This is a genomic window from Pseudoalteromonas sp. T1lg65 (assembly GCF_051930985.1).
GTDB lineage: Bacteria > Pseudomonadota > Gammaproteobacteria > Enterobacterales > Alteromonadaceae > Pseudoalteromonas.
Window position 1 is genome coordinate 2,839,883 of record NZ_CP196837.1, and the last position, 19,553, is coordinate 2,859,435.

Below are 19,553 nucleotides of genomic sequence, written 5' to 3' on the forward strand. Positions count from 1 at the left end.
TCACGCGCGACCTATAGTTTGTTGCAAAACATAATTCTCGTAGTTGATGCTCGTTGGTCCAGCTCATTCGCCGAGCGACAAACCGTATCTTACCGCTTGTTGTTTGACTTTTTTTCTTCTAGCATCGCTTTCCAATGCACGATTTCACTCGGCAAAATCGGGGCTTCTCCGTTAAAACCAGCAACTTCAAGCATCTCGTCAACAGGCACCAGTCCACTTTTACGTTTGAACACCCCACGGACATAAGCTATCGCGTGTAACCCCCGAGCAGAATGGAATTTTTGCTCGATATAGAAATACTTGTGATCCCAGCCTACAAGACGAGTTGACACGGTAAACTTTTGCAGCGGCTTTATGTCTCGTACATAAGTAATTGCCGTTGCATTAACAATGGGAAACCAACGACGCTTCATAACCTTACTAAACAGCCCTAAACGTTCGGTCATCCAAGTTCTTGCTATGTCCATCAAGGCTAAATATCTGGAGTTGGTTAAATGCATATTGATATCGCAATCGGAAGGTAACGCCCTAAACTCTATGTCGATGCTTTCCAATAATGAGTCAGCGATATGCGTGTTCTTTCTTATTTTCCAAAATAACAGTAACAGCCGAAAGTATAAGTTCATTTAAATTGGTCCTACCAGTTACAGAAATTCTGAGTCTATCATAGCCGTCGTGATTTTCATCCGAATGATGACTGTAAATACACTTATCGTAAGTGAAAAAATAACAGCACCCAAGACCGCAATTTTTGTATAGGATTGGTAGTACAACTATACTTTGAACAGTAATCGCACTAATGTTGTAATCCATAAACATTATCTGCACATTCCCGCTTTTGATTGTTTTTCAAACGATTAGTGCTAAATTAAATAAAAACTGAAGTGAGCAAAAAATGAAGAAGCTATATTACTTACTTGGCATTGGACTATTAGGGTTGTCCAGTTTGTGTCGAGCAGATTTTGACTTCAAAGGCGAAGGCACGTTGGTTTACCCCACTGGGGTTGAAAAAGAATTCGAGTTTGGATTTGCTTGGAACAAGGCAAATGGCAAGTTCCGTATCGGGGAAAACAGTTACGACATGTCTGAATTGCCCGAAGCCTATTCTGTCGCTTTAACATTGAGTAAAGACAATACCAAAGTCTGGATACAAGAGTTCAATCAAGGCTTTATTGGTGGATTTACCTGGCAGATAGGCAATCACACTATCACGCTATCGAAAACAGATTTTCACAGCAGTGAAGTGATCGGTGACTACGTGCTATCTGTAGATGGTATCGATTATTTTTTCACCCGCAGTAACGTTAGCATCACCCTGTCATTTTCCCAAGATGGTATCGATAATGTCAAAGTTGATGGCGTGAAAAAAGATATGGGGACCAAATCTTAACCCCATTAAAAAAGGCGCGGAAGCGCCTTTTTAGCTCAATGCAATAGCAATCTCAAATGGGAGATGTATTAACTCTCGTTGGTATTAAACTTTTACGGTTTTCCTGTTAATACCATATTCTCTGAGCTTATTTGCCACCGCAGTATGGCTGAGACCTAGCCTTTTCGCTAATTGCCTCGAGCTTGGATAAGCAGGATAAAGCTTTCGCAATAATGTCGCTTCAAAGCGTTTCACCGCTTGATCTAGCGTGCCTTCAAAGTCAGACTCCAAGTAGCCTAAATCATGCGTGAAAGTAGGCAAATTAAGATGCTCTACTCGCAGTTCTTTATCATCAAGCAACGAAACCGCACGGTATACCGCATTTTCAAGTTGTCTTACGTTACCAGGCCACGGGTACTGCTCTAAAAACTCGATACAGTCTTTTGCAAGTTTTGGCGCAGCGTGGCCATTTTGCTGGGCATACTTCTGAATAAAATGCTCAGCTAATGGACCAATGTCAGCTTTACGGTCTCTCAGTGGGGCGATTTCGAGAGTCAGAACATTAATCCGATAGTATAAGTCTTCTCTAAATGATCCCTCTTGCACCATTGCTGGTAGGTCTTTTTGTGTTGCTGCGATAATACGAACGTTTACTTTTACTTCGTTTTCATCACCCACTTTTCTGAAGGTACCATCTTGCAAGAACCTAAGCAGCTTGGTTTGTAGCTGCTTGGACATTTCGCCGACTTCATCAAGAAATACCGTGCCACCATCAGCTTGTTCAAGTACCCCTCGTTTTGGCGCAGCATTTTCTTCATAACCTGCATAACCAAACAGTTCTGATTCAGCGACATCATCAGGCAACGAAGCGCAAGACAGAGCAATAAACGGCTTAAGTGAACGATTTGAGGCATAATGACATGCCCTTGCAAGTAGCTCTTTGCCCGTTCCAGTTTCGCCCGTAATCAAAATCGGGGCTTCAAGCTGAGCCATTTTTCTGGCTTCTCTGACCACTCGACGCATCGCAGTGCTGTGACTGTGAATAGTTGCGAAGCTTTCTTGGCCATAGCGCCTGAAGGCACTCACCTGTTGTCCAAGACGTGACTGGGACTTAATGTTGATCACTGCCCCTGCCAACACATCACCTTCGTTGACCTGCGGAACCGAAATAGGCAAGATGTCTGCAATAAAGTCTTCACCGCCTACTTCAACACGCGTTGTCTGGCCCAGTACCTCTTTACCTTCAAGCCACCGCGTAAAATTGAAACCTTTAAGCAGGTTATTAATGTTTTCACCAATAATTTCAGACTCAGTCAAATTCAAATCGCGACTGGCTGCATCATTGCAGTGACGCACCCAACCTTTAGCATCAATTGAAATTACGCCATCAGGTAACGCACTGAGTAGGGTATTAAGCTCATTATGTTCCCGCTCAGAAGGCAAATAAGCAGTCGTTCGCACATCCTCTACGCCGTCGATCAGGCGTATTTCCGGCATGATTTTTTGGAATTGTTCAAATTCAATCGGGGGAAAGCTAACGTACATACGACAATTGATCGAATCAACTTCGATACCCTTTAAGTCAACTTGATAGTTAACTAAGATATTCAAGATCTCTTGAGCAATACCGATACGGTCAGCACAATGTATCTCTAGACGCATTTGTTCCTCAAAACGGGTTTTTTAACATATTGTGGCAATAATACTCTAAGAATAGCTGCCCGACTAGATAAACGTAAAGAATTTTTGACGGAGCTAATTTAGCCGCTATTTTGCCGCTGCTGCTCGATATCCTAGATGCATTTCAACTTACTGAAAAGTCGTGTTTTAAATTTTCTATTTGCTGGAAATTCTTCAGTCTACTGCTAGGATTTTTAGATAAAACCTACAAAAATAGTGACTTGCCTGCGATGCAATGGAAGTTCTCTCTCTCAGCTGTTATTAAGCAACAGGCATTTTGGATGTTCATCAGCTTGTTTGTGCTGTTTTATGCTCTGTCGTTTACTGGCATTTACCAAACTATCCATGCTTCTTTACTGCAACTTTATGGTCAAATGTCTCCCACCCATAGCAGCGCAGTCACGGTCATAAAAGCAACTGATTTGTCTAAGCAAGCAAATGACATCAAAGCGGCTTTGGACAATTATTCGCCTAGAGTTGTGGTTTTTCTGTCTGAATCACCATTATCCGATACTCCCAGCCCAGACTATGAGCTAGTGCAACCAAACCACAACGGCGACTATTGCCTACCAACACTGCAAGTCAGGCCATTTAGATTAATATCACCGGCAACTGCAACCTGCTCAAACCTTTGGCACCAGTTGTTTTTTCCGCAAACCGTTGAGCTGTACCCAGTTTACCTCGACTTCTCATTACCACTTAATGCCCTACCTCAGTTTAGAGCGAGCCGTTTGCTCTCTGGTGATCTATTTAATGAGCAAATTGATAACCGCATCATTCTCGTTGGACAAGAATCCCGGTTTACAGAAGCGTTTGATTTCCAATATTCATTTATGCAAACACAAGCAATGGTCGCCGACAACTATGCTCGCAACAAATTACTATTCCCCATTGCAACGGTAAGCTCGCTTGTACTGCAAGGCATCTTATTGATAATTCTACTTGTCTGGTTTCAACGAAATAACGTTATCAGTAATCTATTCAAAGCATTACTACTGAGTCTATTTTTTGTCTTATTTGGGTTAATCTCTACCGTCTATTTCAAACGATTGCTACCAATGGGTGAACTGGTTTCATTACCGTGGTTCGCGTTGCTTTGGTCATTTGTGATAGCAAAATACAGTGAAGAACAGGCGCTCATCAAACTACTCACCAATACACGAGAACGTATGCTCGGGCGTTCTTTGCCTCATAACTTTCTCGATCAATCCGATCCGTGGCATCCACTGCTAAAACTCACTTCACAACAACTCAGCTTAACCAAATCAGTGTTTCTCAGTCGGATTGATGGCGACCATCGTTTAAGTGAGGTACTGGCAATGAATTGTGCGCTGGAGGATATTCAAGAAATGCGCCGAGACTTTGAACGCTCCCCCTACTCCGATGCAATAAAAGAAATGGGCGCTATTGTCTCAACAAGACCATTTTTCAATCATACGTTAAGTACTGATACCACCTACCTAGCTCCGTTAATATACGCCGGAGATGTTCGTGGTTTTTGGGCTATGACCGTTGAAGCAGAAGCAGACTTTAACGAAACGGCATTTTTAAAAAATGTTAACGCCTTTGCTCGGCAAATTGGCGAGTTACTATTTCACTATAAAGTGTATCAATCCGACAAAAAAAGTTCACAAAGTGCGCTCGTCAAAGCCCTCACTTTTAATTTTAGAGAATCCATCAGCCAAAAAATCACGACCTCTTTGAATCAAATGGAGCACAAACTTTTAGTTCAAGAAGCCATCCTAAACCATCTTTCTGTTGCCGTTGTAAAATTCAACTTATTTGGGCAAATTGTACAAATTAATAGCGCGATGGAAACACTGGCGAAGCGTCATGCCTTTCCCGTGTTCGAGCTATCTGCTTTAGATTTGCTCATTGCCTGTACCGGCTTTACTGAACAACAAGCCAAAGGAAAACTCCGATTTCTGACTCTGCATCAGGGTAAGCTGTCGCTGCCGATACAGTTGAATTCACATCCCTATATCATGCTTGTCCGAACTATTAAGCAGCAAAAAAATGTCTCATCAACCACCCCGTTTGCCATCAGCGGCATCATTTTCGAGTTACTAGATTGTCGGCTTTACACCGATTCTATTGAGCAACCTGCTCCTTCATTACGCGATAACCAGCAGGTCGATCCATAATGGACTGGACAATTATGCTTTTTCCAAGTGCTGGTGGTCTCGGACAATCGGTTATTACTAGTGTTTGGGTCGGTGTATTGGTCGTTAGCTTTTTCAACTTAAGGTTTGGTTTTCCGCTAACCGGGCTGGTTGTACCTGGATATTTAGTTCCTCTTTTTATTGTCAGTCCAGTCTCAGCTTGGGTTGTGATTGTCGAATCCATTGTGGTTTACGCGCTAATGCGCTTTAGTGCAAAGACGGCATTAGAAAAGTTCGGTTACGCTGAAATGTTTGGCAGAGACAGGTTCTTTGCCATCGTGTTACTCAGTATTCTCGTCAGAGTGGTGATGGACGTACTGATTTGGCCACCTATCGCCGATACCTTGGCTCAATGGGACATCACATTTCATTATGCAAGCCAACTTCATAGTCTTGGGTTGATCATTATCGCTTTGGTCGCAAACACCATGTGGAATGGCGGTTTCAGGTATGGTGTAAAAGTGTCTGCTATTCAGATTTTGGTGACTTACCTACTGGTGCGTTTTGTGTTGATGCAGTTCACCAATTTTAATATTGAAAACTTAGCGCTCATGTACGAAGGCATCGCCTCGTCGATCATTGCTTCACCAAAAGCCTACATTATTCTGGTGATCACGGCTTTTCTCGCTTCAAGAGCCAATATCAAGTATGGCTGGGAATTTAATGGCATCATGTTGCCAGCTTTATTAGCACTGCAAATTATGCAGCCAAGTAAATTACTTACTTCACTGATAGAAACCAGCATCATTCTAATTGTTGGTTCTATGATTTTAAGGTTTACTCGACTAAAACACGCCAATATTGAAGGAGCTCGCTTACTGCTGTTCTTTTTCAACATTGCTTTTATTTACAAGCTTGCTTTGAACTACGCGGTTGTAGAATTTTTCCCCACGGTCAAAGTCACCGATACCTTTGCATTTGGCTATATGCTGTCGACTTTGCTCGCTCTTAAAATTTATCAAAAAGACGCACTAGGTTTAGTGATCCGTTCCACATTCCAAACTTCAATTGTGGGTGGTTTTATTGCGATTGCCATCGGCTTTGCAATTATGATAATTCCAAGCTTTCTAAGCTCTCCTTCACTGGATCTTTCTGCTTCAAATTACCAAGATGATCGTTCCCTGCAAGGGATAGTAAGAAACTACAAAAGTCGCTTATACACCCAAAAAGAAGCTGCAGCACAAAGTCAATTTATTAATGAACAACAACGCAGCCAATTTAGAGCCGCGATGCGCTTGTTGATTGACGCACCACAAGCAAACTTCCCACAAGCGCAATCCATGTTAGCGCAAATCAACTTCAACAGTACAAAAACGACCAGTAGCATTGTTATTGAAGATGCGTCAAATACTGATATCCGAGGGTTATTTGTATTGTCTCTTACTCCACGCAACGCACATATTATTACCGTCCCTTATCCCACCGACGAGCGACTCGCGAGTGAGTCCGCCATTTTACTGTTTGATTTTTGGCAGCCTTCAGCCTTGGCCTTAGGCGGTGCAAGCAGTGCATCTCCCTCTAATAGTAACAACAAGCAAAGCCCGTTTTACCAGGATTTTATCAGCCTTTTTGAGGAGTATGGCAGCGTTCAGCTAAGAGAATACACTCGTCGAGTTAATACGAAGATCACACAACTTGGGCTGACCGAAGAGAACAAATTTTGGGTCTATAATCAGCTGCCAGATTCAGTTAGCCAATCACAGATCCGAGAATTAACCGGTATTCAGTCTGTTCAGTTTGGTCTTCCTGATTATCAAGCACTTCCCTCTGCTGACTTTAATGGGGCTTTGGTGGAGTTATATTTGGATTCAAAAAATTATTCTCAACTACTGTCATCTTTATCAATGCAATCCAACACGCTTCTTGGTGTAGAAATAGAATATAGTGACCAGTCTGTTCACGAACTGGTTGACACATTCGCAGATAAAATTACGACCAAAAATAGCGATCACTTTTCTCTACTGACTCCACAGCAAGCCGCATTATGGGAGTATGAAATTTTACGGCCCCTGTTTGAACTAGTGGATAATGTTAGCCTTGCAGATGATGCATCAACACTCCACGCACGGTTGAGACAACTGAATAGCATTGCCAATTTAGTTCACTATCAAATTAACTTAGTAAGCCACCAAAACGAGCAATATGTTGTACTGCAACCAAATGGCACTGAGCAAAGTTTACGTTTAGGGCAAGGGATGTATGTGTTCAATCTCTCGCCATCGCAAAATATGACAATTCAAGTACCGAGGCCCTTACTCGAAAGTCACACGATAGGTTTTGCCAGTGATCTGTTTACCCGCACCAAATCACGAGTACTTTTACTAGCTGGCGCTCACCCTCAGGCAAGTGATTATGCCAACGTATTACTGCCCGAAAGCACACGCAGTTTGTTTAATGTTGTCCACCAAAGTACCCAACGATTTTATCCCCAAGTGGCATTACTTAATGTGCAGATTAGAAGTCATGGAATGCCCGCTTCGGTGCGCCCAACCGCATTAGCACTACAGCGCACTGTTGTTAATGCATCACATCAACAGATCATCAACAGGTTGCAACAAACGGTGGCAGCAATGGGCGCTGATTTAGCGATCGTTGCAGGTCAGGCTTCAACACGAGGTCTTGAGCTGAGCAGCTCAGCACAATCGGGTTATCAGCTGTTTACCAAAAATAGTGAACTGGCCGCCATTTGGCTCGCGTCGGATTATAAAAAGCATTACAGCATTGATGCTCAAGCGCTATACCAAAGACTGGTGGTAATATCTCGTCATCCTCAAGCCGAGCAGCTTGATATCGACAGCCTGTCAACGTCTGACTGGAATATCATTCCTGCGACTACACGCGAGAAAATCGCCCAACAAACGGACCTATATGCAGCAACTCAGCACCTGCCATCACTGTGGTCAATTTGTTCTGTACTCGCGCCCCCGTGCGATCTTCAAGTGATACAAACTCAACATCATCAGCTCGCGCTGAGCGCCCGCTCAGCAAACAAACTAAGTGTTATTTATTTCCCTAGAACTAACCGACTCATGAGTTATGAGGATTTTCTGAGAGATACAGCGAGGGAGCAAAATGCAAGGCATTAAGCTGCTTCTTAAAGGGTTAATAATTGTAGCTATAGCTATGTTGGCTGTCAGTCTGTTGTTGCCCGTGATACTTTGGTTGTTCTCAGCCGAGTTTATGAACGAAGATTTAGCCTATAATAATCGTGCGCGCGTTCATTGGCTGCCTGCTAATAAGTCTTTGTCATATCAATTTGCTGCAAACCGTACCAGAGAACTACGAGTACTCTCAAACGCTATAGTTGAGTCGAATATCAGTGACGAAAAACCGCTTCACTATGCGATAAAATATCAACTGCTAGATAGCAGTAACAGAACACTTCACCAGGGTGTCTATCATCATAGCGCAAAGATACAACGTGATGAAAATCAACATTTTTTAAAACTGGTTATGGATGAAAAGCAAACCTTTGGAGCGGCTTCTGGACAGTCTTTTTATCTAAATCAGACTCAGTTTTCTAGCGCAACCAAACTATTGCTAGAGTTCGTCCCAGAAAATAAAGATTTCATTGGCTTAGTCGTGCGTGTGCATGCAAAAACCCCCCATTTTGATGAAGACCCCAATAAAGTATGGTTACAGCAACCACAATCTTGGCGACAACGCGTTGCAAGCTTTCATAGTTTGGGTGGCGATGCGCTTTCGAGCCAAGAAAAATACAACGCCAGCGCTTTTCACTGGCTTAAACTTGCCCCTATTGGTATTCCTAACATCGACTTTACTAGTGATCTTTTATACGAGACATTACCTCGCGCCATCGCGCCGTATGAGGAACCTGAAGCACTTAAAACCACTACAGGGTATTATATTGATACGAAACTTTCTCTGAGCTTTAGTGTTAGTGCACCCCAAACAAATTTCCTTATTAATTTGACCGAGCCCAACGAGCAACTGTCATTCGTATGGCATGATCCAGACTCTCAACTCTCGCCTCGCGCGCTGACCGCCCAGCGGATAAACGAACTTCAATATGTGTTGAAAAGCCCACCACTCGGCTTAGTTACCATACATAGTCAAGCAGCCAATTATCTCAGTATCATTGAAGAGCAGACTAAACAGCAACCCATTACTGTGTTACATAGCCAATATTATCAAGTAGATGCGCAATCCTCCGCCGAATTTAGCGTTGTATCTGGCAGTGATATTGAACTCGACTGGAGAGCTGAGGAAGGAGTGCGGATTAAATTAGCTTTTTATTCATCTGAGACACCACGTGATGCAACTCAGTTTACGACCGCAAGTACGCTTTCCAACTACGATAGGTTAGTGCCAAGTCAAGCTACTCCGCCAACACAAGTCGAGGAACCTCAAAAGCGTTACATCACTGTGCCGCGAGGTATCAATCGTGCCATAGTTAGCGCTGAAAACGCGCTAGTAAAGCTACGTTCAAGACACAGAAGTTTCCATTATTTACAAACTTTGTGCACTATTCCATGCCCAGAAACGTCTGAAATAAATGCTTGGTTTAGTCAATACGCTGACAATCATCACTTATTGGCGGCACAAGATAAATTAGCCATAGTGCGACTGTTTAAAGCACCACTCCCCGCAACTGAACAACGTCGCTTTCAATCTGTTGATTTAGATAATATGTTGGCAATATCGAATACCGCATTGTTACCACTAAATGAACTAGCGGCAAAGACTGAACAGCGCCCGTTTGCATTTCGCAAGGTCTCAGCCATTGACGCAAAGGTATTAAAACCACAGCAAACCTATCCAAGCAAAACCATTGTAGTTAAGAACCAACCGCCTTACATTCAGCAATTTGAAGAAACAGTACCTGAGCAATTTTCGCAACCCAATATAGAAGCGATATACATTAATCAAGGGCTCCCCAGAACGCATATTCAAACTCGGCTGTACAAAATAGACGCAAACAAACGTTACCGTATTAGTTTGCCCAAAAAACTTGCTCCAACCGCGGTAGTGATTAAAACCCTAGCCCAATCTGCCAATCTTCCCATCACCTTAAAAACGAAACTAAACGTTGAATTGGCACAGCAACCAAGCACTGACTACACGCTTACAAACAAAATAGTCCGCTTAAATTCGGATCAGCAACAATCTGTTGTGTTTTTCACTCCAAAAACACCCAAACTATTTATGTATCCAAGTGTGACATTGACCGTACAAGATGATGTGAAGCAAACCTTGTCTGTTGAGTTAGAAGCATCACATTCAGTTTGGATTAGTGTCCTAACCGATGCAGCTGATGAGACGGAACAACTAATATGGTGGACAGAAGATGTATAGAATCATAGCAATTTTGTTACTATTACTAGTTAACGCAACGCAAGCTAAAGAGTTCAATACGCCGACCAAGCATGAACTTCAAGCTTGGTTTACTGAACCCTATCCAATATCTGGATGGGCGTTGGAGCATACCGAATTGAATTATGTTCGGCTGATCCCAAAGCAAGACAACCGCCACGCAGGAGCGCTGTATTATAAAAACCGAAAAGGTAAACCGTGTATTATCTCAGTACCTCATAAATTCTACGATCGTTTTACCTTACCGATAGGACTCGGTGTTTTCCACCAGCTATGTAACTTGTTAATTACTAATAGTAGCCATCGACATGATGAAGGCGCAGCGACAGGTAGCAATGACTTTTCCATCGTGGGTCATAACTTACATACAAACGCAATCGAAGCTTTTTTTCATCGCCATCATAATGCTGTTATCTTCCAATTTCACGGCTTTACGCCCGAAAAAAGACAAACAAAGCAGGCCAAATCTGCACACATCATTCTCAGTCAAGGCAAAAAGAACAATCGTAAACTCTGGGAGCTAAAAACTTGTTTGAATAAACACGACTTTAACGCTTTGGTCTATCCTCAAGATGTATCTGAATTGGGCGGCACAAAAAATATCATCCACCAACTTCCGTTACCACCGCTACGCTTTGTGCACATTGAATTGAGCTTAGTTACGCGGCAACTGCTTTCTTCTTCCTCTCAGCACACGGAGCTGTTTGCATCATGCCTTTCGTCCTCATTTTTGTAGTGTTATTCACGGATTATGCTCATAGCGCTGACAGAGACCCAGCTAGTTGGTTAACTGGTGTACAGTGGCTTAGCGAGAGTAAACAACAGGTTACTCGACTGTCGGCTCGTAGAGACTTTACAAGCAACCAAGCGCGACATCTGCTATTGCCCGCTTATCAGTGGCTGACAATACCAAAGCAACAGCTAGAGCAATTCACTTTTTCCTCTGGCAGTAGCCCATTTTTATACCAAATACTGCAAAATACCGATTGGCGTTGCGATTCCAAGTATTGCCAACTTCCCGCCCAAGACTTTAACCGCATTATTACTGTCAAACATCACACATCCAACGGACAGTTGAGCGCCGAGTTCTTTACCGGACAATTTCTACATGAAACAAAGAACGAGAAGGCAGTTGCACTTCCACTGCCCTTTGTTGAACTCACGACAGGAACGCAAGTTGAACGGGCTTATTTGCTAGCTCCTAATCAAGTGCTTGATTACCCAGTTGCGGCTGACACAATCGTTAAAGTTGAAGTAAGGAAACACTTCTCGACTCACGCTTCAGACACACAGGTTTCAATTGCAGTTGACAATAGTAAGCAAGCGCTTATTAACGTTCCAGATATCAAAGCATTTGAGTATGCTTCGCCTGAGGTGGGGATCAAAAACCATACATATATCACTTTTGAACGACACTCAACACTGAGTATATCTGCACCAAATTCGGTGTATATTTCCATAAAATTATTAGAGCGCGACAGACCGTTAACTGTAAATGAAAGTGAAATCATCAACGAACCGTCAACTTGGTACCCTGAGCTAAAAAGCATCCTAAGAGATATCTATATTCACAATAATTTCAGCATGTTAAATCAATTTAACCACGAACAATCGACCAGCCAAGAGCGTCGTAAGTATCTGGACTTATTGGATATTATTTCCTACAAACGTACCTTGACACCAAATCATAGTAATGGAAAGATAGACTCGAAATCTAAACAAGTTAGTACTCACTTAGGATTTAGGGTAGTTAAAAAAATCGTATTACCAACGATTAGCAAACAATCATTGTTATTCCATCAACTCAATCAAACTCTCACTTTCGATTTAAACTCCGAACAACGGGTTAATAACGCACTATTTGCGCTGATACGTACCACTTCAACAGCAAAACTTGTATTTACAGCCTGCGGTCGACACTTTAGCGTCTACGCTTTGGGACACGTAGGTTTTCAAGCAATCCGTTTACCAGTACCAACAACCTGCCAGCAAATAAGTGCCTCCGCAGAGAATGGCCGCGACGTGGCCCTTGCGATACAAATCCAAGCATTACGTAAGTTACCCAATGCCAATAGGTTAATTAGCATAGACAACCCATCGATTAAACTTTTAATTAATGAATTATTGCACACCATTACTGACAACCGGGCACAGGCTTTCAGGCATAGCTTGCAACCAATAAAACCATGGTTAACCACAGCAAATACATCAACCTCACACTCCAAATATGACGAGTTACATCAATTACAAGTCCTACAACAACAAAACAAGGAGGACGCACTAACCAAGTTAGCGCCCTATTTGTCTAGTTCATATTCTGAGGTACAACTGCAGGCTTGGCATTTGCAAGATACCTGGTTGCGTGAATTAGGTAGAGCGGGCAGCGCCTCGAAGCTGCTTAACACATTGCTTTTGCAGCCAAAAAAGCAACTGCAAGATTACGCCGCAACGGTGCTACTAGAAAACTACCTAACGGAACGAAACCTCACTCGCGCTACCGAACTTTGCGCAGCAATAGGTAACCGCCTCGAAGCCTGTGATACCGTGCAATTGCAAAAACTGGTAGTTGATGGTGTGCTATCAGAGGCACATTGGCGCCTGGCTACAATGACTGACGAAAACCTAACTCCAATAGCAGAGCAAGTTCAAGCCAAACGTATCCTCCAACCACCCGAATGGTCTTTACAGCATTGTGGTATTGTGAGGGTCAAACAGCAAGGTAACGATAAGCATCTCTACCTGTTGACTAAAGGTCAAAGCATTCGCCTTCATGCGCAAACCCCTGTCGAACTCAATGCCAAAGTCAGGGCACGACTTGGAGCACAGTCTTCGCCCGCTTGGCTATATGCCAACATAGGGGAGCAGTTATCCCTTATTCCAGTTGAAACCGACCTAGCAGCCAATATCGAAACACACGACCCCACGCAACGACTTAGTACAGCAACGGACACGCGCTTTAGACTCACTCAAGGCCAAACTGTGATTTTGTTTGCCACGCAAGATTTGTTTTTAGATCTCTCTTTTAACTCTGTAGAGCATGCTGAAGTAAGTCAGCCGAATCCGAGGATACCATTGCTCAGTGAGCTGACATTTCAAACAGCATTATTTGCCACTGAAGAGGTCGACGAGTTAACCCTTGCTGTAAACGGCCTATATCGACTTACGAGCTTCACTTTAACCTCTTCAGCTTATCAACAACTGATTATTAAATTGGTTGATGTAGCAGCTAACAATCAAGCACTTAATAGCGCTTACACTGCACTAAAAGCTTATGGTCACTGGGTACCAATTAACAACTATGTTGACTTTTCCGGCACCAAACGCGTGTCACGAAAAGCACTGATGAGTGAATCCACCAATAACAAAATAATGGCTCACTTAACTAATCAATTTCACCAAGGACTTAGCGTACCTCCGGAGCAAAAGCTAAATCTGCAAATTCCGGGAGCTTCACAGAATGAAATGAGATTATCTATTCAGTTTTCTAATGCAAAGTCGTTACGTCCGCTTCCTGCTCATATCAAAATCGGCCATGCGAGAGGCCTCACCAATATCAGTGTCCACGAACAACAAGCCAGTTACTTCAACCTGACAGAAAATGTATCCGACAATGAGCCGCTAACTATACGTTGGCTTAACCCTCTGCAAAACCAACGTGTCACGATTAACATAGAGCAAAGCAGGAACGGTGTGTGGCAATCAGTCATGCCGGAGCCTGAACAGCTTTTCTATCAAGCAAGTGAAACCAATCCTGTCATCGCTACCTTGTCTCAACCGGGATTAATAAGAATAGAACGTATTGAAAACGGTATAAGTTCCGAATCTATCACTACTCACCCAGCAGGTGAACTATTACTGACCAGGCAACCGGATATCTTAGTGCGTGCCTCCCTTTGGCAAATGAAAGAACATTATTCCAAAGTACCCAGTACGCCAGTGCTCCCAATATTTGCGCAGCAGCTACCCAGTAATAAAACCGCGCTCGCCACGACAGAGAAATTTTATCCCGTGACGCAATTGAGCTATCCGGAACAATGGATGACGCAAGGCCAACTGACTGTTAGAGAAGATAATATTACGCAAGGAATTGAGCCAGACAGAGAAACAAAATATGCAGAACTTGGGCTCATTTTTCGTAAGCAAACACATCAACGTTGGTATGAAGTTGCTTTGGGTTATGCCTCTACCAGTCCGCAAAATGATCTGCTGTATTTGAATGGCAATGTAAAATGGTTAGATGAAAATAGCCACTGGTTTGCAGAGTTCAATAACAACAACCGCTTTCAGCAAGGCACAGAGCAAGATAATTTGCTGGTTTCCCGATTTGCAATCAAATTAGGTCAAATAGCACACTACGACTCGGGATATCGAGTTAAATGGTGGTGGAGTCCTTTTACCTACTATGACAATCTCAAAAACACGGACACCGATACCATAACGCAGCTAAATCCCAGGTTATTTAGTGTCTACCGCAGCAGGCACTTACATGGCTGGCGAGGCGCCACAAGCTTCAGTCACTTTGGTTCAAGCGACACTCGAGTGAGTACGCAGTTACAAGTTACCAGCAACGAAGACTGGAGTAGCATCGACAACGCAGAATTAACGCTAGCTTGGCAGCATTACTATAAAAGCCACATAGTAACAGCTCAGTTCTCTGCCAGTGGCAGTTTCTCAGATGATGATCGACGGGCTAGTCAACGCAATACCTTTACTACGCTGAGCTGGCAAAAAGATTTCGTCATTTCCCAAGACATGTTAGCAACGGTGTCGCTGGGCTGGCAGAGAAACTGGAAAAACAGTAGTAATGACATAAAGTTACAGTTAGTGGTCGGCAACACTACACACACCAGTATGACGCCTTACGCCCATGACGAACTGGCTTTTGAGCGGCAAAGGCTGAGAGACATGGCAAGAGCAATAAACGATGCAGAATAATAAAAAACTACGAGAGCAGCTTGAGCTGTTGTTATTTGCAGATACCGAAAAGTTTTGGCTCAACTTGGAACAACGAAAATATCGTACGTTGTTAGATAAGCTATGTAGTTGGAAACTGCTTCATAACAAGCCAGACCACGAAGAAGAGATCCCCTGGCTAATGCTGCAAACTATTTCGTTTCTATTTCACGAAATCGAGCAGATCACCGACACCATCAAACAGCTCAATGTAAAACATTTTAGATTCTTACAACAAATCGAAAAATCCGAAATCGATGCCGAAAAGCATCTACATATTTTGTCTTATGCAGAAGAACTCGGTGCTTCTGCCGAGCAGCTTAAGGCCGACCAAGCGGCTTTTGATCGATGGTTTGATGAAGCAGCTGTCGTTTCTAGATATCACAATCAAGTGGCAGAGCATGAGCAGCTTTTGGGCTTTCTTATTTTGAGACTCGGGGCACTAGGCAACCTATATTTGCTGGAGCATAGTGAACAACCTTCTGAGGCTTGGCAACGCTTAGATTTACAAACAGTCTGTAGCAAACTTTTGCAAGAAACAGACAATGAACAAATTAAGAGCAACATAATAAAGACATTGGTTGGGCAAATAGCCACGCTGTATGCATTTGGTACTGATCCGGAGTTAAACAAAGATCTGGTTAATGATCTTGTTGCCATGATTGAAGATAATCAAGCTCCTTATCAAGCAGTCGTTGGCATCATGGAGATCCTCATTCATCAAAGACCGACGTTTATTCGTGCCCATGTTTGGTCGATCATTGAAGATTCGCTCGATATGGGAACACTCAAGCCCATCGCTCCTAATACCCTCTATATTTTAAGCCAGTTACCACGAATTATCACCAGACAACAATCACTGACTGAGCGAGACGAAAGTCTATTACTAGCATTAAGCCAGCACAACCTGCCGCGTGCTCGCCAAGCCGTAATAGAACAACTTTCAAGCTACCCCGATCGGCTAGCTGAACAGATATTACTTGCGCGCTTTAGCGCAGAGCAAAGTGATGCCGTACGTATTACGCTATTAAAACAACTCACCGATATGCGATTTTCTGAATCGGATTTTGCCTTTACACTTTGGCAAAAAACACTAAATGGCCAATATTCATTGCCGGTGAAACGTTTAGCGTTAGAGTTATCAGCTAGGATCATGCTGAATATGCAAGCGCATGAAGAACAGCCCAGTAAAGTTTTCAAGCGGTTTATAGACACGCTTAATGCACAACTAAAGCTGCAAAGCCATATCGCACTCAATCGCTATATTACCCGCACACGCGAACAATTGAGCAGTTTTTATCATCAGGCCATTATTGCTGCACTCGATAACCAAACTGACCAAGTATCTATACCGCTTTGCTCAGACGATGTATTAGGACGAGTATTGTCCTTTAAGGGACAAAATGCAGTTGGCTTTAATGCAACAAAACGCTCAAAAGGTTGGTCGGTATTGCAAGGCTACAGAAAAGGGATACGCTTGTGGAAAGTCCTCTATGAATATATGCATCCCAGCACTGATAAACGCCACAGTTACCCGCATAGCCAAGCCAAGAAGCCCGCTCCCTATCTTCATGTCCCCAGCTGCACAACGGCAGAAATTAGTGAGACAAAAGTGCCTGGAGAATTGCTCTATAACACCCAAGAGCACTCATCTAGACCACACCTTCCGCTACTTGATTTCTTGCTCAGTGCACTCAGTCATGACTGTGTGAAAAAGCCAGCCAAAACCTATACCCCTGATGGGATTTTAGTGGTACAGGCCCCCAGTGCCCTGTGGCGCAGGCTTAAAGCTTATTGGTCACTCTCTTTGGATTACAAGCGGTTTGATGATTTAAGAAAAGGCAGTGACATAGAACAACAACACTATCTTCACCAATTAGCTGAGCTGGGATTTCAATTAAAGTTCGTTCCTTATGCCAGTATTGATGACTGCGCGTTTCCGGTCAGTGAGGATATAAGCACCCTTTACAACAGAAGTGAGTTATCAACAACATTTCTGAGCTTATGGTATAGCTTTAGAGAATATATGGACTCGGCATATCAAAACACCATTGGTCAGCTGGTGTTTTTTGTACTGGCATTTATTAGCTACTTTTGGGGTCGTCACATTTATATCAGCCGTAAGATCATCGACAACCGGTCGCATATCCCAGTTACGATTGGCGGCTGGGGGACGCGCGGTAAGTCAGGTACCGAGCGACTAAAATCCGCATTATTTAGCAGTTTATCTATGCGCGTGATAAGCAAAACTACGGGGTGCGAAGCTATGTTGATTTATTCAAAACCCTCAGGCGAGCAATACGAAGTACCAATTTTCAGACCCTTTGATAAAGCCAGTATTTGGGAACAGGCAGATGTGCTGGAATTTGCCCGTAAGGTGAAAGCCGATGTATTTTTATGGGAATGCATGGGGCTAACCCCCCGTTATGTCAAAGTGCTAGTGCGGTGGATGAAAGACAACTTCACCACCATCACCAACGCCTACCCCGATCATGAAGATATTCTCGGTCCTTCTGGCATGGATGTCGCAAATGAAATGTGCGCATTTATTGGTAAAAAAACACAAGTTTTTAGCGCCGAACAAAACATGGCTCCGGTACTCGACCTCTATGCTCGTAAAGTAGAGACGTCATTAATCCGCACTCACTGGGCCGATAGCTTGCAGATCACCCCTGATGTATTGGCACAATACCCCTATAATGAGCACCCAGATAACATTGCCCTAGTCTGTAAAATGGCCGCTTACATCGGGATCAACAAAGACTATGTGTACAAAGAAACCGCTGCGAGGATCATTCCAGACATCGGAGTACTTCAACATTTTCAAGCTGCAAAAGTCGACCAGGTATCACAAAGCTTTATCAACGGTATGTCTGCCAACGAGCGATTAGCAACATTGGAGAACTGGCGACGGTTAGAGTTAGAGCTACATGCTAAAAAGCCAAAAAATCAACTAATTGCACTAATTAACAACCGTAACGACCGCGTCGCCCGCTCGCAGGTGTTCGCCAGCATCATGGTCAATGATGTACCGTTCGATAAATTAGTGGTGATCGGTACCAACATTGATGGCTTTTACAACTACACAAAACAAGCATTGCATGAAAAGCTTAACAAAATCATAGATAACGAAGACATCGACTCGCTCCATGCTTTAATTCACCGGTGGCGACTCGACTATTCGATCGAGCAGTTGACTGAGCAGGCTACATTGGCCGGTGCCGAACTACATTGTCCTCCTGATGCAACGTTTGTCCAATTACGAGAAGCGCTCGCCGCTGCACATTCGCTGTCAGAGCAAGATCGGCAACACCTGATCACGCACAGCGATACCGCAGAAAAAGCTCTGCAATTCCTTGAGCTAACCAGTTTACAACCACATCGAAAAGACATTACCACGGCATTCGAAAACTGGTTTATCCACAAATGTCTGTTAGTTTCGGACAGTGCTATCAACCCCAATAAGTTAACTAGCCAAATCGCAAAATTTGCGACGTCAGGTCAGCACCAGTTTATCGTCGGGATGCAGAATATCAAAGGGCCTGGGTTATCATACGTATACATGTGGCAACATTGGCAGCAGGTATATCGACTCATTGAGAAGTTAAAGTCAGCCCAATGTAGTCAAACTGAATTTACGCAGGGGTTATCTTGGCTCATGCAACAAGACAATCTGCATTTATTTGAGTCACTTTTTTTAAAACAGGTACTTAACGAGCTACTCGTTTTACCCCATGCACAGAATAGCCTGAGTCAGGTATTACTGTCACAACTTAGCGAAAAGTTGACCGAACAAGCTGAGCTAGACCCAGAAACAAATACCAATAAGCCAAATGGGCTTAGACAATTTGCCATTAATATTGCCGAATCATTTTTAAGTGCTGGCGCCGCTGTCAGAAGAAAAAATCAAGCAACACAAATTTATCAAGATATCGCGGATCAAAGGATAACCATTGAACGGGCAATTACTTTGTTAAGTGCCTTGAACCGAAATCAAAAAAACGGATGGCTTGATGTCGAGAAAGATCAAAAATAAACCAGCTAACTCGTTACTT

At 43.2% G+C, this 19,553-nt stretch carries 9 protein-coding genes; 7 read left to right on the plus strand and 2 right to left on the minus strand.

What is annotated here, in order from left to right; translation table 11 throughout:
- Positions 1 to 89 precede the first annotated feature (89 nt).
- Positions 90 to 626: an acyl-CoA thioesterase gene (locus ACSLBF_RS12500; protein ID WP_440053714.1), complete on the minus strand. Its 537-nt coding sequence runs from the start codon at positions 624 to 626 to the stop codon at positions 90 to 92.
- Between the two features lie 269 nt (positions 627 to 895).
- On the opposite strand from ACSLBF_RS12500, the gene ACSLBF_RS12505 reads away from it, so the two are divergent.
- On the plus strand, positions 896 to 1,390 hold the full coding sequence (locus ACSLBF_RS12505) for a hypothetical protein (RefSeq protein WP_440053715.1): 495 nt from the start codon (positions 896 to 898) through the stop codon (positions 1,388 to 1,390).
- Between the two features lie 84 nt (positions 1,391 to 1,474).
- Here ACSLBF_RS12505 and tyrR read toward each other — a convergent pair whose 3' ends face one another.
- Positions 1,475 to 3,031, minus strand: coding sequence for a transcriptional regulator TyrR (gene tyrR / locus ACSLBF_RS12510; protein WP_440053716.1), 1,557 nt, complete (start codon positions 3,029 to 3,031; stop codon positions 1,475 to 1,477).
- A 110-nt stretch (positions 3,032 to 3,141) separates the two neighbouring features.
- Between tyrR and ACSLBF_RS12515 the strand changes: the two genes are divergently transcribed.
- From ACSLBF_RS12515 to ACSLBF_RS12540, 6 genes are read left to right on the plus strand one after another with little or no spacing between them, the layout of a single operon-like run.
- Positions 3,142 to 5,193: a hypothetical protein gene (locus tag ACSLBF_RS12515; RefSeq protein WP_440053717.1), complete on the plus strand. Its 2,052-nt coding sequence runs from the start codon at positions 3,142 to 3,144 to the stop codon at positions 5,191 to 5,193.
- Complete coding sequence (locus ACSLBF_RS12520) at positions 5,193 to 8,297, plus strand: poly-gamma-glutamate biosynthesis protein PgsC/CapC (protein ID WP_440053718.1); 3,105 nt, start codon at positions 5,193 to 5,195, stop codon at positions 8,295 to 8,297. The genes ACSLBF_RS12515 and ACSLBF_RS12520 overlap by 1 nt, the downstream gene beginning before the upstream one ends.
- Positions 8,284 to 10,527, plus strand: coding sequence for a hypothetical protein (locus tag ACSLBF_RS12525; protein ID WP_440053719.1), 2,244 nt, complete (start codon positions 8,284 to 8,286; stop codon positions 10,525 to 10,527). Before ACSLBF_RS12520 ends, ACSLBF_RS12525 begins: the two co-directional genes overlap by 14 nt.
- Positions 10,520 to 11,281 carry a hypothetical protein gene (locus ACSLBF_RS12530; RefSeq protein ID WP_440053720.1) on the plus strand — a complete coding sequence of 254 codons (762 nt, stop codon included), beginning with the start codon at positions 10,520 to 10,522 and terminating at the stop codon, positions 11,279 to 11,281. The genes ACSLBF_RS12525 and ACSLBF_RS12530 overlap by 8 nt, the downstream gene beginning before the upstream one ends.
- Positions 11,257 to 15,480, plus strand: a complete 4,224-nt coding sequence (locus ACSLBF_RS12535; RefSeq protein ID WP_440053721.1) for a hypothetical protein — start codon at positions 11,257 to 11,259, stop codon at positions 15,478 to 15,480. Before ACSLBF_RS12530 ends, ACSLBF_RS12535 begins: the two co-directional genes overlap by 25 nt.
- Positions 15,470 to 19,534, plus strand: coding sequence for a poly-gamma-glutamate synthase PgsB (locus ACSLBF_RS12540; RefSeq protein ID WP_440053722.1), 4,065 nt, complete (start codon positions 15,470 to 15,472; stop codon positions 19,532 to 19,534). The genes ACSLBF_RS12535 and ACSLBF_RS12540 overlap by 11 nt, the downstream gene beginning before the upstream one ends.
- The last annotated feature ends 19 nt before the right edge of the window (positions 19,535 to 19,553 follow it).

Excerpts from the sequence above, each read along its gene's own strand:
- ACSLBF_RS12500 (WP_440053714.1), bottom strand. The coding sequence starts at position 626 with ATGAACTTATACTTTCGGCTGTTACTGTTATTTTGGAAAATAAGAAAG.
- ACSLBF_RS12505 (WP_440053715.1), top strand. The coding sequence starts at position 896 with ATGAAGAAGCTATATTACTTACTTGGCATTGGACTATTAGGGTTGTCC.
- tyrR (WP_440053716.1), bottom strand. The coding sequence starts at position 3,031 with ATGCGTCTAGAGATACATTGTGCTGACCGTATCGGTATTGCTCAAGAG.
- ACSLBF_RS12520 (WP_440053718.1), top strand. The coding sequence starts at position 5,193 with ATGGACTGGACAATTATGCTTTTTCCAAGTGCTGGTGGTCTCGGACAA.
- ACSLBF_RS12525 (WP_440053719.1), top strand. The coding sequence starts at position 8,284 with ATGCAAGGCATTAAGCTGCTTCTTAAAGGGTTAATAATTGTAGCTATA.
- ACSLBF_RS12530 (WP_440053720.1), top strand. The coding sequence starts at position 10,520 with ATGTATAGAATCATAGCAATTTTGTTACTATTACTAGTTAACGCAACG.
- ACSLBF_RS12535 (WP_440053721.1), top strand. The coding sequence starts at position 11,257 with ATGCCTTTCGTCCTCATTTTTGTAGTGTTATTCACGGATTATGCTCAT.
- ACSLBF_RS12540 (WP_440053722.1), top strand. The coding sequence starts at position 15,470 with ATGCAGAATAATAAAAAACTACGAGAGCAGCTTGAGCTGTTGTTATTT.